This is a genomic window from Roseofilum sp. SBFL (assembly GCF_017746885.1).
GTDB lineage: Bacteria > Cyanobacteriota > Cyanobacteriia > Cyanobacteriales > Desertifilaceae > Roseofilum.
This window is the reverse complement of sequence record NZ_JAGHZH010000197.1, coordinates 44,033-69,945: the sequence shown is the minus strand read 5'-3', so window position 1 is coordinate 69,945 and position 25,913 is coordinate 44,033. Positions and strand designations below refer to the sequence as shown.

Below are 25,913 nucleotides of genomic sequence, written 5' to 3'. Positions count from 1 at the left end.
ACTCAACGCCCATGTCAAGCCAAACAGCTATCAATTCCAAGCCTTCTGTTACCCTCGAAGAGGCAATTAGAAACAGTCAAACCTATCTCCTTTCTCAACAATATCCCCAAGGGTACTGGTGGGCGGAACTCGAATCGAATGTTACCATCACCGCAGAGATGGTCATGTTGCATAAAATTTGGGGAACAGACAAAACCCGGCCGCTGCATAAAACTGAAGCTTATCTGCGATCGCAACAACGAGACCATGGCGGCTGGGAACTGTATTATGGCGATGGGGGAGACCTGAGTACCTCCATCGAAGCGTACATGGCCCTCAGACTGCTGGGTGTACCTGCATCTGACCCCGCATTGCAAAAAGCCAAAACCCTAATTCTGCAAAAGGGAGGCATCAGCAAAAGCCGCATTTTTACCAAGATTCATCTGGCCCTATTGGGATGTTATGACTGGCGCGGCGTGCCATCTATTCCCCCCTGGGTGATGCTCTTGCCCAATGAATTTTGGTTCAATATCTATGAACTGTCCAGTTGGGCTAGAAGTAGCACCGTTCCTCTAATTATTGTATGCGATCGCCGCCCCGTCTATCGCATTACCCCCGACTTTAACCTGAATGAACTCTACAGCGAAGGTATCCACAACGTCCGCTATGAACTCCCCCAAAACCAAGATTGGACCGATATCTTTGTCTGGTTTGACCAAGGATTTAAACTCGCAGAAGAATTAGATTGGGTGCCCTTTCGTCAGGAAGGACTCCAAGCCGCCGAGCGCTGGGTATTAGAGCGCCAAGAACCCAGTGGAGACTGGGGTGGCATTATTCCCGCCATGCTCAACTCCATGCTCGCCCTCCACTGTCTAGGGTACAGCCTCCGCGACCCCTTTGTGCAACAGGGATTAGCCGCCGTAGACCGATTTTGTATCGAAACCGAAGACATCTATAGCACCCAAGCCTGTGTTTCCCCCGTTTGGGATACCATTTGGGTATTACGCGCCCTGGTAGAATCGGGATTAGCACCTAACCATCCCGCACTTGTTAAAGGAGGAGAATGGTTACTCGATAAACAGGTGTTAGCCTATGGAGATTGGGCGATTAAAAACAGAGTCGGTAAACCCGGCGGTTGGTCATTCGAGTTTGACAACCAATTTTACCCCGATCTCGACGATGCGGCCGCAGCAGTCATGAGTTTAATCGGGTTAGAGCTACCCGACGAAGAAAAAAAATGGGGCGCGATCGCCCGTTGTGTAAACTGGATTATGACCATGCAATGTCAGGGTGGTGGATGGGCAGCCTTTGACATCGATAACGATCAAGATTGGTTAAATAGTCTCCCCTACGCAGACCTCAAAGCCATGATTGATCCCAACACCGCCGATGTCACCGCCAGAGTCCTAGAAATGCTCGGCGAATTAAAACCCCATTCTGAGCAGCTCTCAACACAGTTCACTGAGCAAAGTCGAAGTGAGCGCACCCGCAAAGCCTTAACCTATCTCCAACAAGAACAAGAACCCGAAGGCTGTTGGTTTGGCCGTTGGGGCGTAAACTACATTTATGGAACCAGTGGCGTACTTTCTGCCCTCGCCCTCATTGCTCCAGATAACCATAAAACCCACATTACCAAAGCCGCCAACTGGCTCATTTCCTGCCAAAATGCCGATGGAGGATGGGGCGAAACCTGCCGCAGTTATCATGACCCCAGCTTAAAAGGCATCGGCACTAGCACCCCCTCCCAAACAGCTTGGGCATTAATCGGATTATTAGCGGCCGGAGAAGCCACGGGAACCTTTCCCTGGGATACCTTAGAATGGGGAATTAACTATTTACTCTCCTCCCAACTGCCCAATGGACAATGGGAAGAAGCCGAATTTACCGGAACCGGTTTCCCCTGCCACTTCTATATCAAATACCACTTTTACGCCCAATTTTTTCCCTTAATTGCCCTGAGTCGATATCGTGCGCTACGCGCTGGTAATGGGCAGGGTTAATGATTAATGGTGAATTAATATTATGTACGATCTCAAAGCAATTATTATCGGCGGAGGAATCGGTGGATTAACTGCCGGAATTGCCCTCAAACAAGCCGGATATGAAATTGAAATCTATGATAGGGTACGAGAATTTCGCCCAGCCGGTGCAGGAATTTCCTTATGGTCAAATGGGATTAAGGTTCTCAATTCATTAGGGTTGGCAGAAGAGATGATCAAAATTGGTGGAAGGATGAATCGGATGGAGTATCGCTCCCACCAGGATACCCTATTCAATGCCATTGATTTACATCCCTTAATTGCCCAAGTGGGACAGCGCCCCTATCCCGTTTCCCGGACAGAGTTACAAGCGTTATTATTGCAAACTGTAGGAGAAGAAAATGTAACGCTCAATTGTAACTGTGTGAGTGTTGCTGAAGATGAAAATGGCGTAACCGCCAGTTTTGAAGATGGCAGAACCACTCGTGGAGATCTGTTAATTGCTGCTGATGGGATTCACTCCATGATTCGTCCGCTGGTGACGGGAGAGAGCAGTGAGCCTCGATATGCAGGATATGTAAATTGGAATGGTATAGTCGAGGCAGAAGCACAAGAAATCGATCCAGATTGCTGGGTAATTTATGTGGGAGAAGGTAAACGCGCTTCCCTGATGCCGATAGGAGGAGAGCGGTTTTATTTTTTCTTTGGTTGTCCCATGGAAAAAGGGACAGGGGTTACACCGGAAAATCGCCAACAGGAATTGGCAGATATTTTCCGAGGATGGGCAAATCCGGTACAAACTTTAATTCAAACCCTGAATCCTTTAGCCACAAATCGCTTAGAGATTCATGACCTAAATCCCTTAAAGACTTTAGTTAAAGGACGGATTGCTCTACTTGGAGATGCGGGACATGCAACCACCCCGACTTTAGGTCAAGGGGGTTGTCAAGCAATGGAGGATGCGGCAGTTTTATGTCGCTATTTGATCACCACTAATATCAGTGTTGCGGATGCTTTAAAACGCTATGAAGTCGCCCGCAAAACTCGGACAGCAGAATTAGTTTTGAAGGCAAGAAAGCGCACGGATACTATTTATGGAAAGGATATGATGGTGACTCGAAACTGGTATGATTCTTTGAGTCAAGAATCGGCAAGCGATGTCATCAATGCCCTGGCAAAAGTTATTTTAGGCGGGCCTTTTAACTAAAAACAATCAATTATTTTAAGCACTACGATTAATTGAAACCACTTTTAAGCTAGATTTCCCAACCGGTTCTGACTCTAACCCATATCGGACTCGAATTTGATCGCACGGAATAATTTCTACCCTGTGATAGTCACTGGTGAATTGATAGTGAATTTGGAGTTGGGCCATTTCTGGAGCTTCAAAAACCAATCGTTCTTCTGGATCAACGAGCCGTTCAAAGTACCAATTTTCTGCGTTATCGATTTTTAAGATTTGAACGGAATGACTGTCGTTTTTGTAGTAACACAACATCCAGTTTTTTCTATCCAAGGTTTGGGGATATAACATTGATGAATCCTCCTTAGTGAAACAATAGTAAAACAATCAACAAGTCGTTTGGATTTATGCACTCACAACCAACATGTTTTGATGTTTCTCCCCGATCCACTCCTCAATAAAGGGAGAAGTGAGCGAGAGATCGATCTCGAAGGACCGACTCAAACGAACAGGCATTTCTTGATGACAGTGAGTACAATACCAATACATTCCTGTAGATCGAATATGTCTGAGTAATGGGTAGGAGCAACAAGGACAATTGATTTCTAACATGAGGTCTTCTCCTCTGAGGTAATTCAAGGATCAACAATGAGATGAGGGGATAGATAATCGCACAACTGTAAAGCTAAGGAAGGCTCACTGGTGGAAATGAAGTTAAAGGCTTTCAATTCTGAAATGTTATGGAGCAACTTCTGAAGCTCTCCAGTTTGTTCAATGAGTAGAATTTTAGGATGCATCACTCTCTTAACTCCACAATCTATCGCCCATCAGTGTTTAGACCTCTGATTTGATCCATGCTCCCAAACTTTAAGAGACAAATGTGAGGATTTTGTGATTCTGTTTGTACAGGGGATAAAACTTAACAATTCTTCAGATAGTTAGGGGGATGGGGAGGCGCAGGGATGAGAAGAAGATTGTATTACTCTCGACTGCTGACTCCCTAGTACCGAGGGCTATATTTCTGACCAATTGAGAAGCGAACAAATTTGTTGCACTAACCCCATGGCATCAAAGGGTTTAGTAATCACCCCAGTAACCCCTAAATCTTCAATAAACTGCTGTTTTTCACTATTTTTGGCCTTGGCTGTGAGGAGAATGGTGGGAATGTTTTGGGTCAAGGGATTGGCTTGTAGGGCTTGATAGGTGGCCTTACCATCCATACCGGGCATCATCATATCTAAAAGAATGGCATCCGGCTGTTGAGAAGCGGCCTGTTCTATGCCCTCTTGACCTGACGAAGCGGGTATTACGTCCCATCCTGCTGCTGCTTCGAGGGAAATCTGAATAATTTCTCGTACGCCATCATCATCATCAATGACTACAATCCGTTTGTTGGCCATGATTTATCCCTCTCTTTGGCTATAGATGGATAGGCAAAGCGAAAACCGACTCCCTTGGTTTAATTGGCTTTCTACCCAAATCCGTCCTCCATGTTGCTCCACAATACTGCGGCAGATGGCTAGACCTAAACCTGTGCCTCCCTTACGACGGGAATCAGAAGCATCGACTTGATGGAAACGCTCAAAAATGGACTCCAATTTATCTTCTGGAATTCCTCGCCCCCAATCTTCGATGGTAAAGATGAGGTGGGGGGAGTCCCAACAGGGGGAATACGGCAGGCTGCAATAAGGCTGGCGATCGCCGATCCGATCGCTAGGAGAGCCAAGGATGGCTGTTAACCTAACCTGACTTCCTGGATCGGAAAACTTAATTGCATTGCTTAACAAATTGGTTAGCACTTGTAACATACGGTCTAAATCCGCATAAAACTCTATGCCTGAAGTCTCTTCTGAAACCACAAGGGTCACTCTAGCGCGGCTGGCCATCACCTGCATTTGCTCTACAGCAAGCCGTAATAATTCGTTGACAGCGATCGCCTGTTTTTGTAAACGAATCTTGCCGGACTCTAGGCGCTCTAATTCCAGGATATCATTGACCAATCTCACTAAACGCTCTGCACTCTCAGCCGCAATATCGATCACATGCTTTCCTTTGGCGGAACTTGGATCGACTAAGCCAGTGGATAATAAATTTAACCCTCCATGAATGGAGGTTAAGGGGGTACGCAATTCATGGCTCACCACCGAAATAAACTCATCTTTCATCCGTTCAATAGCGTAACGTTCGGTAATATCTTCACCAATACTCATGGTCCCGATCTCCTCTCCCTGGGCATTATGGAGTTGGGTGTTATTCCAGGCGATCTTTTTCTCTTCCCCAGACTGGGTCAGCAAAGTATGTTGATAATGGGGATTCCCTTCGGGAGTTAGCATCGCTTGGAAAGCACGGCGTACTTTGGAACAAGCATGGGCTGGAATCAGGGTGTCAAACCAATTTTTGCCGATGATTTCCGAGGCTTTATAGCCCGTTAATTCGGCAAAAAAAGGATTAACATATTCAATGTTTCCCTGGCGATCGAGTCCCACAACCAACAAGCGTACATTTTCCAGTAGGGTTCGCCATCGGCGTTCCGCTTCCTCCAGAATCGCCTTACTTTGTTTTTGGGCGGTAATATCCTGCATCACCACCATGCCAGCAAAAATCTGGCCCTGTTCATTTCTGAGGGGATTAGCGCGATAGTGGTAAGTTCGTTCTTGATAGGTGATTTCTGTGGCCACGGTTTGCCCTACTAAGGCAGAATGATAGATAAATTCGGTGTTTTGCAAGAGGTCAGCCGGCAGGACTTGGTTAATTAATTGACCTTCTAGGCGATCGCCGTCCAATCCCATAGCGGCTAATCCAACTCCGTCAGCAATGGTATAGCGGAACTGTCGATCGAACAGGAATACCGCCCCTTGGGGAAAATTCTGCACGAGGGTGCGATATTGTTTGTGGGAGTTACGAAGTTGAGTTTCCGTCCGTTGTCTTTGTTCGAGTTCCTCTCGCAACCGGTGATTGGCTGAGGCTAGTTCAGCCGTCCGTTGGGCGACTCGGACTTCTAGATGTTCATTCGTACTACGCAGGAGTTCTTCCGTTTCTTTACGGGTGGTGATATCTTTGGCAATTCCGGCTCGCCGATACACCTTGCCGTTGGCATCAAAAATGGGAAAGCCTCGATCCCAAATCCAGCGAAGGTTGCCATTGGGTTGCCTGATGCGATATTCGAGATCGAAAGTATAGGAAGATTGGAGAATGGCGCTAATCCTAGGGCGATCGCTCGGATGTATGGCTTCTACAAACGACTGGGGCCGTTCATAGAGGCTCTGTTGAGTGCGTCCCCAAATCCTTTCATAGGCGGGACTCACATAGAGTATTTGGTCGAGGCTCGCCGTGGTCATCCAGAACACATCATCCGTATTTTCAGTCAGTTGACGGAACTTTTCCTCACTCTCAGCGTGAGCGTGATGGGTTCTCAGAGCTATAATCCCATAGGTGATATCTTCACTTAATTCGCACAGAAGCTGAAGTTCAGAGGCATCAAAGGCATCGGGTTGGCTAGAGTACAGGTTGAGGACAGCAAATACGCCTTGGTCAGTTTTCAGGGGAAGGGCAATGGAGGAACGATAGCCCCGTTGCTTGGCTTGGGTTCGCCAAGGAGTATAGTGAGGATTGGTAAGAATGTTTTGGAACGCACAAAGTTGACCGGTACGGGCAGCAGTTCCGGTAGGGCCTCGGCCTCGTTCAGTATCAGCCCAAGTGATGTGGAGCTGGTCAAGATATCCCTCTTCATACCCAGCTTTGGCCATGGGGGTAATGCTTTTTTCGGTATCCTGTTGTACATAGCCAATCCAAGCGAGGCGATATCCCCCCAGGTTCACGAGGATGTCACAGATATTCTGGAGTAGGTCAGTTTCGTAGGTGGAACGGACGATAATGCTCCGCATCGCTGACACGATCGCCTGGTTACAGTTGCTGAGGGTATGGAGAGCGCGGTTGAGGCGATGGAGTTCGGCTTCATTGCTTTTGCGATCGCTAATATCTGTGTAATGTTCGATGCGACCCCCTGTGTATAGACCGGATTCAATGGGTTGACTCAAGTGTTCTAACCATCGTTCTTGACGGTCGGAAGCTGGGAGAATATGGCATTCAAAGTTCTTGGTATAGGTGTTATGGTCGTAGGTGGCTAAGACTGTATCTTTGAACTGTTGAGGATCGGCAAAGAAGTATTGAATGCGATCGCGAATTAGCTCTCGTTTATCCCGGCCGATAATCTCTTCCCGATGAATTCCAAAAAAGTTTTCTAGGGTTTGGTTCACCCAAACCACCTTAAAGTTGGCATCCAGGATAAAAATACCGACGGCGGATTTATCTAGCACATCATTGGTGAGGGAACTGTAGCGAGCCTCACTTTCTCGTAGGGCAGCCTCCGCTTGTTTGCGATCGGTAATGTCTTCGGAAATACAAAGTAAATATTCTGGCTCATACTCTTCTCCATAAATGGGCACTTTTATGGTATGTAAAATTCGCTGGCCGAGAGGATAACTATCGACCCGTTCTTCCAGGATTTCTTCTGGTTCTCCTCGGGCTAAAACTTCTCGATCTTTACAGACAAATCCATCGGCTTGTTCCCAGGGAAACCAATCATAATCTGTGCTACCTACGGCTTGCTCTGCCGTTAACCCAAAAATTCGCTCGCAGGTTTTATTCCATAACTTAAACTGTCCAAATTTGTCCGGTCTGCCTTCTTTGACAAATACGGCAACCGGTAAATAGTCAATAATAGTCTGTAAGAAATTTTGCGTTTGCTGTAGCTCTTGTTCTGCTTGCTTGCGATCGCTAATATCTGTGTGAGAACCCACCATCCTCAGCACATTTCCGGCTTCATCCCACAAGGCTCTGCCCCGGTCTAAAATCCATTTATAACTGCCATCTTTACACTGTAATCGATGCTCGTGCATATAAAAGGGCGTTTCCTGATTAAAATGCTTGCGAATCGCTCGCACTGCCCAGGGAAAATCATCGGGATGGATTCGCTCTGTCCATTCTTCTAGATCATTACTAATTTCTCCGTCCGAATAGCCTAACATTTCTTTCCAGCGAGGCGAGAAAAAGACTTGATTCGTTTGTACATTCCAATCCCAAATGCCATCATGATTGCCTTGAATCGCCAGTTGCCATCGTTCTTCACTCTGTCTGAGGGATTCTTCAACTTGTTGGCGATCGCTAATATCAATAACTTGCGAAATCAGATGCAAGGGGTCACCATTATCGTCATAAATTAAGGCGACTTTGAACAGAGTATAGACGATTTCTTTAGATTTGTTGATCAATCTTTTTTCTATGGTATAGTGATCGATTTTCCGATCGATCAGTTGCTGATAGAGCGCTTGATCGATATGCAGATCGTCGGGATGAATGAAGTAGCGAATGGGCAATTTCTTAAGTTCGGCAAAGCTATACCCTAATAAATTCAGATAGGCTTGATTGAGTTGAACAGCCGTACCATCTAAATTATTTAAGCTCATGCCAATGGGAGACTGTTCAAAGGTGATGCGGAAATGGGCTTCACTTTGGCGCAAAGCCGTTTCAGCTTTGTGGCGATCGCTCACATCTTGCACTAAGGACAGAATCGAGAGCACGTTCCCTTCGCGATCGCGCAGAACGGAATGATACCATTGGCAATAAATGACCTGTCCTGTTTTGGTTAAATTCCGATAGCTACAAATCTGGCGATCCTGACTGCCATCAATGAGGCTAAAAACAGACTCCTTAAACTCTTCTAAATCTGGATCAAAGATAAACGGAAATTGAGACCAATGTTGTCCTTGCACTTCAGCAAAATCCCAGCCTAAAATATGCTCGGCTTGGGGAGACCATTGACTGACCCGGAATTCATGATTCCATTCAATCACCGCTAGGGGAGAATTTTCAAAATGAAAGGTCAGTTTTTGTGCCACAACCTGCATTTTTTTCAGGATTTCAGATTGATTAATAGCAATCCCCACTTGATTGCCTAACTGATTGATAAAATCTATTTCCCAGGATTGCCAGTCCCGGGGATGGGAACATTGATGCAGGACAATAAAGCCCCAGAGCTTATCTTGACTAATAATCGGAATTACCAAATTCGATTGAACTTGAAAATAATCCAATAAATCTCGATAGCAGGAATCTTTACAGAGTGTTTCAATCTGACTTAATTGACCGATTCGACCTTGGAGATAGTGGAATTCATAGGCTCGGAAACAGGGGTCATAAATTTTATGCCCGAATAAAGCAATCCATCCAGGAACAACCGATTCTTGGATCACAAGTGCCGAGCCATCTTTTTGGAGTTGTAAAATTAAGGCTCGGTCAGTTTGTAATAATTTACAGACTTCGGTCGTCGTAACTTCTAAAATCTCCTCTACATCTAAAGACTGACGGATTTTTAGGGTAATCTCGGCTAGCAGAGAAGGCCAACTTGGAGGAGGAGAGAGGGAGGCGTGGGGTTGTGCAACCCAAAGAACGGTATTGTCAGCGTAAGGATAAATTTGAGCTTGAAAAGAGCGGGTAAGTTGGTTGGTGTGGGTTAACTGATATTGAAACGATTGGGGAGTTTGAGTGGCGATCGCCTTTTCCATAGCGCATAAATAGCCCTCTCTGGATAATTCTTGTACCGTCAGTTGCACCCAATCCGCCTGTATATCGGTGGGAATCACTTTAATCTGATGGCGATCGAGATCGATAATGAGCATCAGATGTTGCAGGACAGACAAAGCCTGATGGATTTCGGCATCAGTTGCCAGTTGAGTCCTAAACCGCTCTGATGCTTGAGTGCGGTTCTCTCCTTCTAAGGAATTGCATCGATAATTGGGAAATACCATATCCGATCGCCTGATAAGGGCTAGACACCCGAATCTTTTTATTGTATCTCTGTTCACGGGTGGGTTAGTTGCGGTGCAAACATTGCTGAACCAATAGAGGTGAACAGCCCTTCGACCCTACTTTTCGGCGCTCTAACCGGTTGAGAATGCGAGCAATTAACTCAGGTTCTACAATCGGTTTTTGGATATAATCATCAGCTCCCGCGAGAAAGACCTGTTGAATCGTTTCAGAATCTTGATGACTCGATAAAAACAACACTGGAAGCGCCATCCATTGGGGGTCATTCCGCAGCACTTGACACAGATCAATTCCCGTCACTTCAGGCATTTCAATATCCAGCAGCACTAAATCAGGTTGGATGTGTTGTAGGATTTGCCAAAAGGCTTGGGGATGCTCAAGAGAAGTAATCTCAAAACCCCAAGGTGTGAGGATGTCTTCCAAATAAGCCAACAGTTGGCAGTCATCATCGACAATGAGTAATTGGGGCGATTGGGTTTGATCTCCTTTTAAAAAGGGACGTACCGAAGCGATCGCCTCCTGTGCCAGAATTGGTTTTTGTAGAAACCCTTGACCTCCTGCTCTAGCTACGGCTACGCGATCGTTCAGGGTATTTTGCTCGGTCATAACCACCACCGGAATGGGAGGTTGAGCAGTAGAGAGGGACGTAATCCATTCTAAAACTTGAGTAGGGGAAGTTTCCGGTAGAGATAACTCCAATAAAATCAGATCCGGTCGCTGTTGCTGCATTTGCTCTTTCCCCTCTGATAGGGTAGACACCATTTTCAGATTGAGGTGAGCGCGGATCGCTTGTTCTTTAAGAGCTTGAGCAAAAATAGGGTCAGGTTCGATCGTCAGAATATGGGGCAAGGGAATCTCTGGTGGGGGGGGAGGAGTCTGTTTTTCTGGACTATTCTGGGTGAGACCTTGATGTAATTCCTCGATTTGAGGCGCTATGGTATCTCGGAGCGTTGTTCGATCTTGAGCGGTTTTCAGGCTATGCTCGATTTGCCGGGCTACCTCAGAAAGCCGAATGAGACCGAAGCTACCCAAGGAACCCGCCAGGGTATGGGATTCTCGAATGGCATCGTGTAAGGAATCCGGATTGAGGAAACCAGTCGGTATATGGTCTAGGGTCGTTTGGATGACTTTGAGGCGATCGCAATATTGATGCTGATACCGCTCCCAAATAGAGAGAAAAGCGGGAGGAATGCCAGAGCTTTGGGTGGTAGAGGACTCTTGACTTCTAGCCTTGAGGCGATAACCTAAACCATACACCGTCTCAATTAAATCGTTCGCAGTACCCGCTTTTTTTAGTTTTTGGCGTAAACTTTTGATATGGGTGCGTACCGCATTTTCGGACGGGGGGTCATCAAAACACCACAAATGATCGAGGATTGCACTTTGACTAAAAATACGTTCCGGATGACGCAAAAAGAGTTCCAGCAATTCATATTCCTTTGCTGTCAGTTTGAGTTGATTTTGCCCATACATAACTTGGCATTTACCGGGATCGAGACGTAACTTACCCCAGGTGAGAATCGGGAGTCGAGTATTATTTCCCCGGCGCAACAGAGCGCGAATTCGAGCGAGAAGTTCCGGTAAGTCAAACGGTTTGATGAGGTAATCATCCGCGCCTGCATCTAAACCCGTCACCTTTTGGTTGCTAGAGTCTTGAGCCGTCATTAATAAAATGGGAGTGCGATCGCCTTTTTTGCGCCGTTTCTGGCAAAATTCAATACCATTTAATTGAGGCAATCCCACATCGAGCAAAATTAAATCGTAGATAATCCCTTCCGCAAGCTGCCATCCTGAGTTCCCCTCAAAAGCCACATCCACCAAGTAATGGTGAGCAGTCAGTTCATTTTTCAACAATTCAGCTAGGGCTTCATCATCTTCGACCAATAAAATCTTCATTGCCTACTCTTCCCTCTGATGCTCTCTTATGGCTGTTGTAACTTGGGTTCCATTTCTTGGCAATAGGGAAAGATACAAAACGTACCCCTTGATTGGAAATTAAAGATTAAATTGGGATTAGTGGGCTATTTATTTTAACAACAATCAAAAATCAGTAGAGAAAATCGCTTATCAGTTATTAGATGAGATGGGCGAACGCACCCAAGAAAATATTGCCGATTGTTTAGAAATCCCTGAACATACAGCACTTTTCGATGTTATGAGGTACAGTAATCGAAATTTTCCTTGAGAGTGCCTTCCCATGAAAAGCCGGAAGAATGGGCATTATAGCGTGAAAAATGGTTTTCCTATTACCTATTACCGCGCGAAGCGCTGTATTCTCCGCAATCATCGAGTTAATCCATGACTTTCGTTTCGATCAAATTAGTGACTTTGTGAGTCCGTTGTCCTCAATGGGTTAATCATTGATTCTTTGATTCGGCGGCGGTGCAAGTACTGTCAAGCTTTGGGGAATACATTCGACTTCAATGGGGGTTGTGCCAATGATTTCTCCATCTAAGGCGACTTTTTGAGGGGGATGAGTGGCGACTTTAACTTTGCGCGTGCGTACTCCTAGGGTATCTTCTCGTTGAATGGGAGTTTTAGTCAGTCCAGAACCAAATAAATCAATCATGGCATCCACAGTGGCGAGTTTGGTCTCAGCCGTAATAATGACTACTTCTAATAAGCCATCATTGGGGAGGACTTGACCCATACCTTGAGCCATGACAGAGGTAGGGGGAGCAGCGTTGGCAATGGTAATGGCTCCTGCTTGGAAAGTTTTCAGCACGCCATCAACTTCCATTTCCACCTCGAAGAGTTCGTGTTCTTGAACTTGCTTCCATCCTGCAATGATATAGGCTAGGGGACCCCAAAGAGTTTTGGCTTCGCGATCGGCTTTTTCAATGGCTCCAGCTTCATAACCGATACCGGCTAAGAGAATCATGGGTTGACCATTGCATAATCCTACATCCACAACGCGAGTCATTCCGGTAATGATTACATCACAAGCGGTGCGAATGGGAGTTAAGCTGGAAAGAGAAATAATGTCGAGGGCGTTGGCAAAGGCGTTGGCGGTTCCTCTGGGAATCACACCTAGGGGGATTTCTGTGCTAATTAAGGCTCCAGCAACGGCGGATACTGTGCCATCACCGCCAGAGGCGATGATCAGATCGGCTTCTTGGGCGATCGCCGCTTGGGCTAGCACTTCCGGTCCCTCATCCGGTGTAGTCATGGATACCGTCAGTTGGAAATAGGGTTCCAACAAATGCCGAATCAATAACAGGTCTTGGTGGGAGTTTCCTGCACCGGAAACGGGATTAAAGATTAAATGTGCCCGACGAGTGCGCCGCAGACTGGTAACGATCGCTTCTGCGGTGCATAAGTTGGTCGCCAATGCCACATCATGCACTTCACAAATCCGCAATAGAGCATTAATATCGGGTTCGTGGGGTTGGGCATAGAGGGGGTCAATAAGGAAAATAAGCGCTCTCACTTGACCTGTGGCAACTTGGGCGGCAATTTGGGCATCCCCCCCCATGGGCCCAGATAACATGCATTCTACGGTTAATCCGGTGGCCGAGGCGATGCGCTCCCCGGTAGTCCCGGTGGCAATCAGGGGATAGCAAGAGAGTAACTTAGTATGTTTCTGGGCAAAGTTAACGATATCGTCTTTTTTGCGATCGTGGGCAATGAGGGCAATTTTTGGGGACATGGGTAACGGGTAATGGGTAGGCTTAAGATAATGGGGAAGTGGGATTGAGTTCTTGGTGGATATTTTGGATCGGGGGATTGAGCATTTGTCGATAGGCTAACCAAGCGGCGATCGCCTCTGGATCGTTTGCTGCATTTTGGCGCAAGAACACAACTCCATCCTTAAACTCCAGAATCCCATAACTGCGCTGTTGCAGTAGCGCATCAATCAAGACTACATTTTTGATTTGGACACTTCAGACATGGGGGAACTTGAGTTGAACTCCCTGACACGATATAAGAATAGACCCCATTGTATAGCACTCTCCTAGGACATTTGAAAAACAGACAAAACTCAAGGACAGACTGATTTTTTGACCTTTAATTAAGTTTCCCCTATTGAACTGGAGTCCTAACCAACTCTTTCTCTACTATATATTAGGTGTAACTTCATTCTTGTATCATACCTTGGCCGGCTAACCAGCCGGTTGTCCAAGCATTTTGGAAGTTGAAGCCGCCGGTAATGCCGTCGATATCTAGAATTTCACCGGCAAAATGCAGGCCGGGACAACAGCGACTTTCTAGGGTTTTAAAGTTGACTTCTTTGAGGGGAATGCCGCCACAAGTGACGAATTCTTCTTTGAAAATGCCTTTGCCACTAATTTGATAATGGTCTTGAGTAAGGGTTTGTAGGAGTTTATTTAGTTGTGTTTTGGAGAATTGTGCCCACTGTAGGCGATCGCCAATCCCTGCTTTCTCCAGTAAATATTGCCACAGACGACGAGGAATCGGAACAGGACAATTCGCCCATAGATTTTTTGCCCCTAATTGGGATTTAACCTTGAGCAGCAGTTGTCGCAAATCATCGGGTCGAGATTGGGGTAACCAATTGACCCTCAAAGGGGCTTGATACTGAGTTTGTTTTAAATCTCTTGCTCCCCAAGCGGATAGCTTCAAAATTGCCGGGCCGCTTAATCCCCAATGGGTGATTAAAACCGGGCCAGTTTGGCTTAATTTCAGTTCGGGTAAGTCTACTCGCGCTTGAGTTACCGAAATTCCGGTTAACTCCCGCAGGGGATCATCATTAATTTTGAATGTAAAGAGGGAAGGAACGGGAGGAACCACGGTATGGCCGAGACGTTGAGCAAGTTGATATCCACTCGGATGACTTCCCGTTGCGAACAAAAGGCGATCGCCCTTCATTTCCAGTAACTCTTGACCCGACTTCACCTGTACCCGAAACTGACGATCTTCTGCATTCACCCCCAGCACTGGGGAACGGGTATGGATCTCGACTCCCAGGGTTTTCGCTTGTTGGATTAAACAATCGGCGATCGTTTGGGAATCATTGGTGACGGGGAACATGCGGCCATCTCTTTCCGTTTTTAGAGAAACCCCGTGCGACTCAAACCAGGCGATCGTATCGCTTGGTTGAAACCGGGTAAACGCACCCCGCAAGGCCTTGGCTCCCCTGGGATAGGACTGCACCAGAGCGGCCGGATCGAAGCAAGCATGGGTCACATTGCACCGGCCTCCTCCAGAAATCAGCAGCTTAGATAACAGGGTTTTGCCCGCTTCCAGGAGCGTCACCTCAGTTTGGGGATGAGCAGTTTTGCAGGATATGGCTGCAAAAAACCCTGCTGCTCCCCCTCCAATAATCAAGATCCCATCATTACCCATTAATCTTCTGGTTCAAAATCCTCTTTACCCACACCACAAACTGGACACATCCAATCATCGGGAATATCTTCAAACGCTGTACCCGGTTTAACCCCACTGTCGGGATCTCCTTCTTCGGGATCGTAGACATAGGCACAAACTGTGCAAATATATTTTTTCATGACTCTCCCCTTGAAGATCTCAAATAATCCCGATTTTAAGCCTTCACCATCTCCGTAAACCGAATCTTAAGATAATCTTCCTCCATTTTCGCACCGGATGGATTTAAAGCGGCCAAAGATTGGGGTAAAACTAAATTGCGCCGATGGTTGCCAATGCGTACATTTAACTCATCCCCGGTTTTATTCAACTGGATTTGGTCTTTGGGAATACCAGGTAAATATAGTTCCAGGCTATAGTGATCCTTATTTTGTACCACTCGAATCGTATTTTCTTCGTAGTAAACTTGAGTCGGGTCTTCCTCTTTATAGAGCGTTTCCTTCAAGCGTTCCAAGGATTCTAAGCCACACATTTCATCGGAGAATAGAGGCACTTCTTTGACCGGGAGCGGGCTAAAGTTTTCATGGATTTCTTGGCGATATTCCTGTTGATGAGCTTTCCAACGTTGGAAAAAGGGGTCATTAACTTCATCGGGAATAATGCGATTAGCGACCACTAAATCTGTAGAAACATTATACAAACTCAAATAGGCATGGGCGCGTAAAGATTCCTTGATCACCATTTTCTCTGGATTCGTCACCAACCGTACCGAGGTTTGCTTATTATCGGTTAAAACCCGCTCTAATTCTTCGATCTGCTCGTAAAATTCATAGGGCGCATCCATCACTTCTTTATTGGGCAGGGAAAATCCGGCAATGGGCTTAAACAATGGCTCTACAAGGGGTCTGAGCGCCACAGACATCCCCTGCAAGGGTTTGTAAAACCGTCTCATGTACCACCCCCCAACTTCGGGAATACTCAGCAATCTGAGGGCGGTTCCGGTGGGGGCAGAGTCGATAATGAGGACATCATATTTGCCTTCGTCATAATGGCGTTTCATGCGGACTAAGCCAAAAATCTCATCCATTCCCGGCAAAATGGCCAGTTCTTCTGCTTGTACCCCATCTAAACCCCGCGCTTGCAGGACTTCGGTAATGTAGCGTTTGACAGCTCCCCAATTGCCTTCTAGCTCCATGAGAGCATCGAGTTCTGCCCCCCAAAGGTTGGGTTTAACTAATCGCGCTTCGTGACCTAGTTCTAGATCGAAACTATCGGCGAGGGAGTGGGCAGGATCGGTACTGAGAACCAGGGTTTTATAGCCGAGTTCTGCACAACGTAACCCGGTTGCTGCTGCGACGGAGGTTTTCCCGACTCCGCCTTTCCCGGTCATTAAGATTACACGCATGGGTGGTTTGGCTTTTTCTGAAAATGGTTTACACTTCTTTACTTTACCGGGTTTTACCAGCGATCGCACCCCTTAGCGATCGACAAGATTCACCCAAGATGCCCCCCCAGTTCTGTTTAATATCCATTCCTTATACTAAATCCTGAGGATTCAACACTGTCCCTCATAACGCAAGCAAAGCACTGTAAATCCCTATTAGGGATTAAAACCAGTTTTACCCTACGATAGAGTGTGACTATCTGTTTCTCTTTTGTAAATGGCACAAAATGAATTGGTTCCAGGCTATCGGATTCGCGCTGGATGGGTGATGGAGCGCGACATGCTGATTAGCTTTATGCACAAAACCTATGAGGAGTTATTTCCAGGGCAGGATTTTTCCCATTTAAATCAGGCGATCGAGTTACACTTTGCTCAGACGACTCCCCTCTGGTGGGTGGAGAAAGTGGAAGATCCACAAATTTCCGATTTCCTCTCTTCGACTCCCCGCTCTCAACCCATTGGTTGTTTATGGATGGGGAAAGCGGTGGATCAAGTGAATGGACAGCACCATACCCATATTTTTCTCCTCTATATCTTACCGGAACATCGCCGCCAGGGGCTGGGATCGGCATTGATGGAGCAAGCTGAAGCTTACGCCAAAGAGCGAGGAGAGCAGCAAATTAGTCTGCAAGTCTTTTGTCAGAATAAACCAGCGATCGCCTTGTACGATAAGTTAGGCTTCCAAGCCCTGTCAACTTGGATGGTGAAAAAACTCAGTTAACATGACTTTTTCGCGTCAAGGCTATGAAATTTTAGAACCCTTTATTGGACAGCAGACGCTCGCTCCAATTGTGCAACAGTTAAATGCTCTGCACCTCAAACCGACTCAAGGGGGACTACGCAATCTCCACCACCACCTGAGAACAGTTCGGGATCTGGTTTATTCCCCCAAGTTGCTGCAAAAAGCTCAAGACTATTTGGGGGATTCTCCTTCGGTGGTGCGCGTTCTATTCTTCGATAAAACTCCCAGCAATAACTGGCTGGTTCCTTGGCATCAGGATAGGGCGATCGCGGTTTCTCATAAAAAAGAAATTCCAGGTTGGGGGCCATGGAGCATTAAGGACACTATACCCCATGTTCACCCGCCTGCAAATGTCCTCAATCAAATGGTCACGTTTCGCATTCATCTTGATGCTGCTGAACCTAAAAATGGCTGCTTGCGCGTGATACCAGGAAGTCATTTACAGGGTATTTTATCAACAGCTCAAATACAAGAAATTGTGCAAACCCAACCATCTGTTAATTGTACTGTGCAACCTGGATCGGTGATGGCAATGAAACCCCTACTTCTTCATGCCTCGAGTAAAGCCACCCATGCCATCCATCGCCGAGTGATTCAAGTTGAATATAGCAGCTATCGACTTCCTGAAGGGATGGATTGGGATATCAACTCTAACTCAACCAAGGACGGGTAAATTCTTCTAAATCTTGCACATCTTCCGGTTTCAAGCTCCATCCTAGAGCCCCTGCATTATCTTGGGCTTGCTTGGCACTTTTCGCCCCTGGAATCGGAATTACCTCTTGGCAAATTAGCCAATTCAACGCCACTTGAGAAGGTGTTTTCTTATATTGATCGGCAATTCGTTTTAAGCGCGAAATCACAGGAGCAATTTTTCGTAATCCTTCCCGACCAAATTCCGGACTAAGTTTTCTCGCTCCGACGGGTGTATTGACCGATGTATATTTACCCGTCAATAACCCTTGGGCAAGGGGACTATAAGCTAAAATTGTAATGCCTAACTCGCGGGCAGTATCTAGAATTCCATTGCTCTCTATTTTCCGACTCAGCAAGGAATACTTCACCTGATTTACGGCTAAAGGAATCCCTTTTTGAGCTAAAATATCATGAGCTTCGCGCATTTGTTGGGCGGAATAGTTGCTCACTCCTATGCTTTGGATTCTGCCCCGCGTCACTTCATTCCCTAACGTGTTAAGCAAGGTTTCTTGGCTCATCAAGAAGCTGACTGGTTGATGGATTTGATAGAGTTCAATAGAGTCCACTTGCAGCCGATTCAAACTATTGGTAATCGCCTCAGATACGGTTTCCGCTTTAAGTCGCCAAGGCACGGGGAAGTATTTCGTTGCTATTTGGGGCGATCGCCCGGTTTCTTTCATTAACCGACCAATTAAAGATTCCGACTCTCCCAAACCATACACTTCCGCCGTATCGAAAAAACTGATTCCCCCATCTAGGGTTGCTGCAAATGCCTTTCTAATTTCCGCTTCGCCATAGGTATTGCCATAATCCCAAAACAGTTTATCACCCCAAGCCCATGTACCAATTCCCAAGGGCGTGACTCGAATATCCGTTTGACCCAGTTGCACCGTTTCCATGGCTAAATTTTGATGACTTAATACTTGTATATACTAGAATAATCTGACCCAAGTCAAGAGACCTCCGAAAACTTACTGTAAATTATCTGCTCCATGTCTGCTAATTCTGCTACTTATTCAGCCTTCCGGGGTGCAATCGCTGATTTTATCCATAACCCTTTCCATTGTCGGGAATCAGAGAGCGTGCGCTATTTTCCCGATGGTCTATTAATTTTAGAGCAAGGTCAGATTAAAGCGGTTGGCGATTACCCAGCTCTGCGCTCTCAATATCCCCATCTCCACATCACAGACTATTCCGGAAAACTGATTTTACCCGGCTTTATTGACCTCCATCTCCACTGTCCGCAAACGGAAATGATCGCTTCCTATGGAGAGCAGTTATTAGAATGGTTAGAAAAATATGTATTCCCTGTAGAGAAAAAATTTCAAGCTCCAGACTATGCTCAAAAACTCTCTAATTTTTTCCTGGATGAACTGCTGCGCAATGGCACAACGACAGCCGTCATTTTAACGACTATTTTCCCTCAGTCTGTTGATGCGTTATTTACGGCGGCTAAAGAGCGCCAGATGCGAATCATTGCCGGACAAATGCTCATGAGCAGAAATGCGCCTGACTTTTTAATTAACACTCCACAAACCGCCTATGAACAAACCCAAACTTTAATCCAAAAATGGCATCATCAGGATAGATTGCTTTATGCTTTAACGCCCCGCTTTGCTCCCACTTCAACCCCAGAAGAATTAGAGCTGGCGGGTAGTTTTAGTGAATATCCAGACCTCTATATCCATACCCATTTATCTGAAAATATTAAAGAAATTGCCTGGATTAAGGAACTTTTTCCGCAAGCATCCGATTACCTCAATGTTTATGAACAATTCGGATTAGTCACAGAGCGCTCAATTTTCGCTCATGGTATCCACTTGAGTGACTCCGAATTGCAACGCTTAAGTGAGCGTCAGAGCGCGATCGCCTTTTGTCCCACTTCTAACTTATTCCTCGGTAGCGGATTATTTAATTTAAACCAAACCCAAATCCAATCCCCTCCCATTCCCGTTGGGTTAGCCACCGATGTCGGCGCAGGAACCAGCTTTTCACTGCTTAAAACCATGGGAGATGCCTATAAAGTGATGCAACTGCAAGGACAAGCCCTTTCCCCTTTCCAAGCCTTTTACTTATCTTCATTAGGTGCAGCGAAAGCCCTGCATTTAGAGGATAAAATCGGCAATTTTGAACCGGGGAAAGAAGCGGATTTTATCATTATTAATCCTGCCCCAACCCCCTTAATGAAATTACGCAATCAGAACCAAATTCCACCCGAAAATCTATCTGAGCTAGCGGATCAACTGTTTACCTTGATGATTTTAGGAGACGATCGCACGATTGAAGCCACCTATATTCTCGGTAACCTCTGGCAAAGTCTCGAACAACCCTAATTCGATCTGCTACTACTATAATTAAAACAATAAAATTCAGGACACTCAGATGACGACTGATTTGTTCCGCCAATCTCCTAAACCTGAGACTTCTATCCCTTGGCTCGAAAGTGGCGATCGCCTCTCGCGCCCAGAATTCGAGCGTCGTTATGCTGCCGCTCCCCATATTCGCAAAGCAGAACTCATTGAAGGAATTGTTTACGTGGCTTCTCCCTTACGCTTTCCATATCATGCCCAACCCCATAGTCGTTTAGCAACTTGTTTAGAAACTTATGCGGCATTTACTCCAGGGACATTATCGGGTATTGAACCTACAGTACGCTTAGACTTGGATAATGATGTCCAACCAGATATTGTCCTCATGCGCGATCGCCAAGTCGGGGGAGGTGTAAGAGTAACCGAAGATGGCTATTTAGAAGGTGTACCGGAATTAGTGGTGGAAATTGCCGCTAGTAGTGCGGCGATCGACTTAGGCAATAAACGGCAAGTCTATCGTCGTAATGGAGTGGCGGAATATTTAGTGTGGCAATCTTTTGAACAGCGTTTAGACTGGTTTCATTTAGTCGCAGGAGAGTATCAACCCCTCGTCGCCGATGAACAGGGTATTATTCGCTCCCAGGTGTTTCCAGGGTTATGGTTAGCCGTCGATGCCCTGAGAAATAATCAAATGATGGAGGTATTGCAAGTTTTGCAACAGGGTATCGCTTCCAAGGAACATGCTGGGTTTGTAGAGCAGTTAACAATTGATTTGAGTTGATTGCTCTGTTAGCGTGAAAAACTTAGATGAGGTTGAGAAACTGCGCCAATGGAGCACCGATCGCACTCTCAAATATCTTCACATCTTTTTAGATCGAGGGCATCTCAACCCATATTAACTCAATAGCATTTTAGGGATTAATTCTGGGGCGATCGCTTGACGCTGGGATTACTGCAATTGTTGCAGTTCTAGCCGAGTTTGCTGCGATCTCTCCCGTTCTCGTTGCACTTGGAGGAGCAATGTTACCTTCTTCCCATTATCCGTAAGTGCGGCGATCGCCCCTTGTGCCACAATCCGTAAACTGTTAAGATATGTTAATTCATCTCTCAACCCGTCACTAAATCCTATGGATGCTGCGGTATCTCTGGAAAATGTCTGTAAAGTCTATAATAAAACTCCGGTGGTGGAGCGCCTCTCCTTTACCATTCAACCCGGAGAAATGTTTGGCTTACTCGGACCCAATGGAGCCGGAAAATCAACCACCATTCGCATGTTAACCACCCTCACCCGACCAACCGACGGGCAGATTGAGGTTGCCGGCTATAATGTAGTTCAACAAGGACAACAGGTGAAGCGTAAAATTGGCGTGGTATTGCAACAAACCAGCGTCGATATTGATTTAACCGTTTGGGAAAATATGGAGTTTCACGGGCGCTTACATCATATTCCAAATCGCGTGCGCCAAGAGAAAATTAATCAATGGTTAGAGTATGTCGAATTAGCCGATCGCCGTCAAGACCGGGTAAAAACCCTCTCTGGGGGGATGAAACGCCGTCTACAAATTGCCAGAGCGCTGCTCCATGAACCCGATATTTTATTCCTAGATGAACCCACTGTCGGCCTAGATCCCCAAACCCGTCGGCGGTTGTGGGAAATTATTCGTGGCTTAAACGAGCAGGGAATGACCATGTTACTGACCACCCATTATATGGAAGAAGTGGAATATTTATGCGATCGCATCGGCATCATGGATGGGGGACATTTAATTGAACTGGGAACCCTAGAAGAATTGCGGCAAAAACATGGAGAAGGCTTAGTCATCAAACAAAAAGGCGATCGCTGGGATTACCTGTTTTTCCCCGACTTAGCCGCAGCCAACGAGTATCTAGAACAGCAACCCGATAAAACCGGTTTCATGGTTCGCCCCTCGAACTTAGAAGATATCTTTGTCGAATTAACCGGAAGACAGTTAGACTAAAGGGTCTAGGTTATCAGATCCCAATTATGCCCCGTTTAGCCACTACAATTGAAGCGATTCTCTACTTAAAAGGTCAACCCGTTAGCTTAAATGACTTGTCTGAATTAGCCCAATGCAGCAAGGAAGATACCGAAGAAGCCTTAATTGAGTTAATTTCCGATTATGCTCACCGGGATAGTGCCCTAGAAGTTTTAGAAACCCCTTCTGGCTATAGTCTGCAATTACGAGAATCGTTTCAAGATCTCACCCATAATTTACTTCCGGCTGAGTTAGGGGTAGGTGCGCTGCGAACCTTAGCGGCTATTGCCTTGAGTGGTTCCATCTTACAAACCGAATTAGTAGACTTGCGCGGCAGTGGCGCTTATCAGCATGTCGGAGAACTGGTAGAATTGGGATTAGTGCGTAAACGCAAAAAAATGGGCGATCGCACCTTTCGCCTACAAGTCACCCCTAAATTTCATCAATATTTCCAATTAGAAGACCTCCCCCAACCCTTCAGCTCCCTGAAAGAAAGTTTAGTCGCGTCCCAAGCACTCGAAGAACCAGAAACCGAATTACCCAAACTCGAACCCTCTTAAATCAAAAACTAGATTTCCTCAAGGGGTGACAAAGAGGCTCGATGGTAGAGAGTGTGGGGGGTTGAGGCGGTGAACGCTTGAATTCACAGTCAGCTGTGAGGTAGGCAATTTCAGCATCGGGGAAAAGACTCTCAAAACTCTCGAGTAAATCCAGCCGTTCATCACTGTTGCTATTACCCCGTTTGTCGAGCATCGTCAACAGCAAGCGCGATAATCTTGTTGCCGATACGGGATTCTCGGAAGGGGCTGGAGATCGCCCCTTCCTTGTCATGGTAGGCATAATTTAACACCTGTAGGGTCGAACGGCCGTTCAACCCTACAACCCGGTCTCATTATTATTAGAAATGACTGGGTATTTAGGGAGATCGAGATGTACCACTTCAGCAAAAAAAGTGCTGTAACCCTTACTACTAAGGAATAGGAGGAGTAAACACTTCAGCTCCCACCTGCATTTGAGCCGCTGACATGGAGACAAAATTACTACTGTTTAAGCCCCCCGTGTAATCGACCAAAACCCCTAAACTTTGTCCGGTGGCTGCAATGCGGATTAAGGTATCGTTAGCCGAGCTACCGGCTAAATTACCACTGATGTCAAACTCTAGGGCAGAGAAAGTTAAACTATCCGTCAAACCAATCAGATCTTGCGTAGCATTCCAATCGAGAATTTGATCGATTAAACTTGTATTATCACTAGCTTCATCAGTACGGAAAACAAAGGTGTCTGCATCTACACCACCGGTGAGTAAATCAGTCCCTAGATCGCCAATGAGCAAGTCTTGTCCCGCGCCACCATTGAGCAGATCGTTACCTTGTCCACCGCGAAGGGTATCATTGCCTGCACCCCCAGAAATTTGGTCATTACCGAGATCTCCGCGCAGGAGGTCATCGCCCTCTTCACCAGAGAGAAAATCGTCATTTTGGCCGCCTAAAATGCGATCGCCTCCTGCCGCTCCTCGTAGAGTATCATTACCTTCATTCCCTAAAATCACCTCACTTAAGGATGACCCAGAAACCTGGTCATTCCCATTCAAAGCCCACACTCCGCCTGGATAGTTCATCAGGGAGTTTCTCCCCACTGTAGAACTTAGAACCATCACATTATCAATATCGGTCCCCATCAGACGAGCAATGGCGAACCCTGAGTCAGGAGTCAGAGTAAGATCCGTTGGGGTTGGGGTTGGGGTTGGGCTGGGAGGTGCTGTCGGCTCACTTGGAGTGGGAGTGGGAGTGGGAGTCGGTTCACTTGGAGTCGGTGTTGGAGTGGGAGTCGGTGTTGGAGTGGGAGTCGGTGTTGGGGTTGGAGTCGGTGTTGGGGTTGGCGTTGGCGTTGGGGTTGGCGTTGGCGTTGCTGTCCCGACTTCTACAGCAGCAGAACCCAAAGAAAAGGTCGAACTAGCACGACCGGTTAGATCGCCAAAAAATAGGAAATTAGAAGTGTCATAAGGATTAAACGGTAAGGGAGTAGCCGCTTGATTAAAGTCATAGTTGCGAAGAGCGCCAGTTAAAATTTCCGTTCCATTGGCTGAAAGGGTATAGCTATTACCTTCGACGGCCAGCGTATAGTTCGTCGCATTAGTCGTGTTAAAATTAACGGATTCAGTAGCTGAATTAAAATCAGTAGCTGGAGCAGAAATATGGTTGCTTTCAAAATCCAGTTCAATCTCACTTTGACCGCCATTGCTGACAGCTAGAACACTGAAGCCAAACCGGGTGGGATCGGGACTATTTTCTGAATCAATCGCTAAATTAAAGGATATAGTATAGCCAGCCGTGGGATCGAGATTAGGAAAATTAGCATTAACTGGAGTGATTTGAAGGGTTTGTAGGTTAGCTTGGTAATTGGTGTAACCGACAAAACCTGTTTGTCCATCTCCAGTAAAATCTGTATTGAGAGTGACTCGATATATTTCCTAGGGTCTCACTAGCCGCAGGAGCAGCGGGAGGGGGAAGAATTTGTTGTAGGGTCAGTTCACCTTGTTGGCCTGGCCGAGTGCCTAAAGTTCCGTCAAAAAGAGTAGTTACCAAAGTTCGATCCTCACTAAAAATGGATGGCTATAATTTAGGTTATTCCAGACTACAACGGCAGGGGTTCAATTTCCTGCTCGTCTTGAATTTACGGGATCAGAGGAAAAAAGACATTAGAACCCACTTGTAAATCGTTTTGAGTAATACTCGTAAAGTTAGCTGGCCCTAAACCTAGGGTGTAGTCTACAACAATTCCTAGGCTTTGCCCGGTTGCACCAATAATAATCAAAGTATCGTTGGCTCCTCCTCCAGCTAGGTTGTGACTGGTATCAAAGCCGAGGTTAGAAAAGCTTAATCCATTGGTCAGGCCAATTAAGTCTTGGGTGGGATTCCAGTCCAGGATTACATCTACGAAATTGGGGTTAAGGTTGGCTTCATCAGTACGAAAAACGAGGGTATCAAAGCCGGCCCCTCCAGAGAGGTTATCAAATCCTAAATCTCCGATAATAAAATCTTGGCCAATTCCCCCGTTAAGGACATCGTTACCTTGACCTCCTCTAAGGGTATCATTCCCTGCTTCCCCAAAGAGTTGGTCATCACCCAGGTCTCCTCGGAGGAGGTCATCTCCGTTTTCACCAAAGAGGAGATCTTCATTTTGTCCTCCTAAGAGGCGATCGCCGCCCGAGCCTCCTCGCAATTGATCGTTGTTCAAGTTCCCTAAAATGACTTCATTCAGATTAGACCCAAAGATCGTGTCGTTTCCTGCTAAGGCCCAGGCTCCCCCAGCATAGCCAATTAAGGAGTTCTGTCCTGGCACAGAATTTAAGACAATAAAATCATTAAAATCTGTTGCTAATTGACGGGGAGGAAAGAAAGAAAAATCAGGGGTAGTTACCATGGTTTAGGGAATAGGGAATAGGGAATAGGGAATAGAGAATAGGGAATAGGGCA

At 46.3% G+C, this 25,913-nt stretch carries 22 protein-coding genes and 1 pseudogene; 8 read left to right on the top strand and 15 right to left on the bottom strand.

Annotation, left to right across the window (positions count from 1 at the left end; genetic code table 11):
- Window positions 1-11 precede the first annotated feature (11 nt).
- Window positions 12-1,979, top strand: coding sequence for a squalene--hopene cyclase (gene shc, locus J7545_RS23540; RefSeq protein ID WP_318720203.1), 1,968 nt, complete (start codon window positions 12-14; stop codon window positions 1,977-1,979).
- Window positions 1,980-2,001: 22 nt separating this feature from the next.
- Window positions 2,002-3,165, top strand: coding sequence for an FAD-dependent urate hydroxylase HpxO (gene hpxO, locus J7545_RS23535; protein ID WP_318720202.1), 1,164 nt, complete (start codon window positions 2,002-2,004; stop codon window positions 3,163-3,165).
- Window positions 3,166-3,180: 15 nt separating this feature from the next.
- Here hpxO and J7545_RS23530 read toward each other — a convergent pair whose 3' ends face one another.
- The 9 genes from J7545_RS23530 to J7545_RS23490 all read right to left on the bottom strand — a co-directional run bounded on the left by J7545_RS23530 (window position 3,181) and on the right by J7545_RS23490 (window position 16,657).
- Window positions 3,181-3,492, bottom strand: a complete 312-nt coding sequence (locus J7545_RS23530; protein ID WP_318702066.1) for a DUF1830 domain-containing protein — start codon at window positions 3,490-3,492, stop codon at window positions 3,181-3,183.
- A gap of 662 nt (window positions 3,493-4,154) precedes the next feature.
- The gene (locus J7545_RS23525) at window positions 4,155-4,541 is read right to left on the bottom strand and encodes a response regulator (protein WP_318702067.1); all 387 of its coding nucleotides are present in this window, start codon (window positions 4,539-4,541) and stop codon (window positions 4,155-4,157) included.
- A gap of 3 nt (window positions 4,542-4,544) precedes the next feature.
- Window positions 4,545-9,947, bottom strand: a complete 5,403-nt coding sequence (locus J7545_RS23520; RefSeq protein WP_318702069.1) for a PAS domain S-box protein — start codon at window positions 9,945-9,947, stop codon at window positions 4,545-4,547.
- Window positions 9,948-10,011: 64 nt separating this feature from the next.
- Window positions 10,012-11,862, bottom strand: a complete 1,851-nt coding sequence (locus tag J7545_RS23515) for a response regulator (protein ID WP_318702070.1) — start codon at window positions 11,860-11,862, stop codon at window positions 10,012-10,014.
- Between the two features lie 457 nt (window positions 11,863-12,319).
- On the bottom strand, window positions 12,320-13,615 hold the full coding sequence (gene mgsA / locus J7545_RS23510) for a methylglyoxal synthase (protein WP_318702323.1): 1,296 nt from the start codon (window positions 13,613-13,615) through the stop codon (window positions 12,320-12,322).
- Window positions 13,616-13,637: 22 nt separating this feature from the next.
- Complete coding sequence (locus tag J7545_RS23505; RefSeq protein ID WP_318702325.1) at window positions 13,638-13,826, bottom strand: hypothetical protein; 189 nt, start codon at window positions 13,824-13,826, stop codon at window positions 13,638-13,640.
- Window positions 13,827-14,043: 217 nt separating this feature from the next.
- Complete coding sequence (locus tag J7545_RS23500) at window positions 14,044-15,273, bottom strand: NAD(P)/FAD-dependent oxidoreductase (RefSeq protein ID WP_318702327.1); 1,230 nt, start codon at window positions 15,271-15,273, stop codon at window positions 14,044-14,046.
- Window positions 15,273-15,434 (bottom strand): rubredoxin, encoded by a 162-nt coding sequence (gene rd, locus J7545_RS23495; protein WP_318720201.1) that lies wholly within the window; start codon window positions 15,432-15,434, stop codon window positions 15,273-15,275. The genes J7545_RS23500 and rd overlap by 1 nt, the downstream gene beginning before the upstream one ends.
- Before the next feature lie 35 nt (window positions 15,435-15,469).
- Entirely contained in the window at window positions 15,470-16,657 is a 1,188-nt protein-coding gene (locus J7545_RS23490; protein WP_318702329.1) for a TRC40/GET3/ArsA family transport-energizing ATPase, read from the bottom strand.
- Between the two features lie 256 nt (window positions 16,658-16,913).
- Between J7545_RS23490 and J7545_RS23485 the strand changes: the two genes are divergently transcribed.
- Entirely contained in the window at window positions 16,914-17,417 is a 504-nt protein-coding gene (locus J7545_RS23485; RefSeq protein WP_318702330.1) for a GNAT family N-acetyltransferase, read from the top strand.
- A 1-nt stretch (window position 17,418) separates the two neighbouring features.
- Window positions 17,419-18,111, top strand: coding sequence for a phytanoyl-CoA dioxygenase family protein (locus J7545_RS23480; protein WP_318702332.1), 693 nt, complete (start codon window positions 17,419-17,421; stop codon window positions 18,109-18,111).
- Here J7545_RS23480 and J7545_RS23475 read toward each other — a convergent pair.
- The gene (locus tag J7545_RS23475) at window positions 18,089-19,030 is read right to left on the bottom strand and encodes an aldo/keto reductase (protein WP_318702333.1); all 942 of its coding nucleotides are present in this window, start codon (window positions 19,028-19,030) and stop codon (window positions 18,089-18,091) included. The genes J7545_RS23480 and J7545_RS23475 overlap by 23 nt on opposite strands.
- A 93-nt stretch (window positions 19,031-19,123) precedes the next feature.
- Here J7545_RS23475 and guaD point away from each other — a divergent pair, with 93 nt between their 5' ends.
- Window positions 19,124-20,464 (top strand): guanine deaminase, encoded by a 1,341-nt coding sequence (gene guaD, locus J7545_RS23470; RefSeq protein WP_318720200.1) that lies wholly within the window; start codon window positions 19,124-19,126, stop codon window positions 20,462-20,464.
- Between the two features lie 49 nt (window positions 20,465-20,513).
- Window positions 20,514-21,221 carry a Uma2 family endonuclease gene (locus J7545_RS23465; protein WP_318702337.1) on the top strand — a complete coding sequence of 236 codons (708 nt, stop codon included), beginning with the start codon at window positions 20,514-20,516 and terminating at the stop codon, window positions 21,219-21,221.
- Between the two features lie 168 nt (window positions 21,222-21,389).
- Here J7545_RS23465 and J7545_RS23460 read toward each other — a convergent pair whose 3' ends face one another.
- The gene (locus J7545_RS23460; RefSeq protein WP_318702338.1) at window positions 21,390-21,551 is read right to left on the bottom strand and encodes a hypothetical protein; all 162 of its coding nucleotides are present in this window, start codon (window positions 21,549-21,551) and stop codon (window positions 21,390-21,392) included.
- Between the two features lie 16 nt (window positions 21,552-21,567).
- On the opposite strand from J7545_RS23460, the gene J7545_RS23455 reads away from it, so the two are divergent.
- Window positions 21,568-22,419: an ABC transporter ATP-binding protein gene (locus J7545_RS23455; RefSeq protein ID WP_318702339.1), complete on the top strand. Its 852-nt coding sequence runs from the start codon at window positions 21,568-21,570 to the stop codon at window positions 22,417-22,419.
- A 26-nt stretch (window positions 22,420-22,445) separates the two neighbouring features.
- Window positions 22,446-22,997 carry an SMC-Scp complex subunit ScpB gene (scpB, locus tag J7545_RS23450; protein ID WP_318702341.1) on the top strand — a complete coding sequence of 184 codons (552 nt, stop codon included), beginning with the start codon at window positions 22,446-22,448 and terminating at the stop codon, window positions 22,995-22,997.
- Window positions 22,998-23,076: 79 nt separating this feature from the next.
- Here scpB and J7545_RS23445 read toward each other — a convergent pair.
- From J7545_RS23445 to J7545_RS23430, 4 genes and pseudogenes are all read right to left on the bottom strand, one after another.
- A pseudogene (locus tag J7545_RS23445) lies at window positions 23,077-23,202 on the bottom strand (IS4 family transposase); the annotation flags it as partial.
- Window positions 23,171-23,311 carry a hypothetical protein gene (locus J7545_RS23440; RefSeq protein WP_318702345.1) on the bottom strand — a complete coding sequence of 47 codons (141 nt, stop codon included), beginning with the start codon at window positions 23,309-23,311 and terminating at the stop codon, window positions 23,171-23,173. The pseudogene J7545_RS23445 and the gene J7545_RS23440, both read right to left, overlap by 32 nt.
- A 96-nt stretch (window positions 23,312-23,407) precedes the next feature.
- Window positions 23,408-24,376: a calcium-binding protein gene (locus tag J7545_RS23435; RefSeq protein ID WP_318720199.1), complete on the bottom strand. Its 969-nt coding sequence runs from the start codon at window positions 24,374-24,376 to the stop codon at window positions 23,408-23,410.
- Between the two features lie 734 nt (window positions 24,377-25,110).
- Window positions 25,111-25,860: a calcium-binding protein gene (locus tag J7545_RS23430; RefSeq protein ID WP_318720198.1), complete on the bottom strand. Its 750-nt coding sequence runs from the start codon at window positions 25,858-25,860 to the stop codon at window positions 25,111-25,113.
- Window positions 25,861-25,913: the final 53 nt, after the last annotated feature.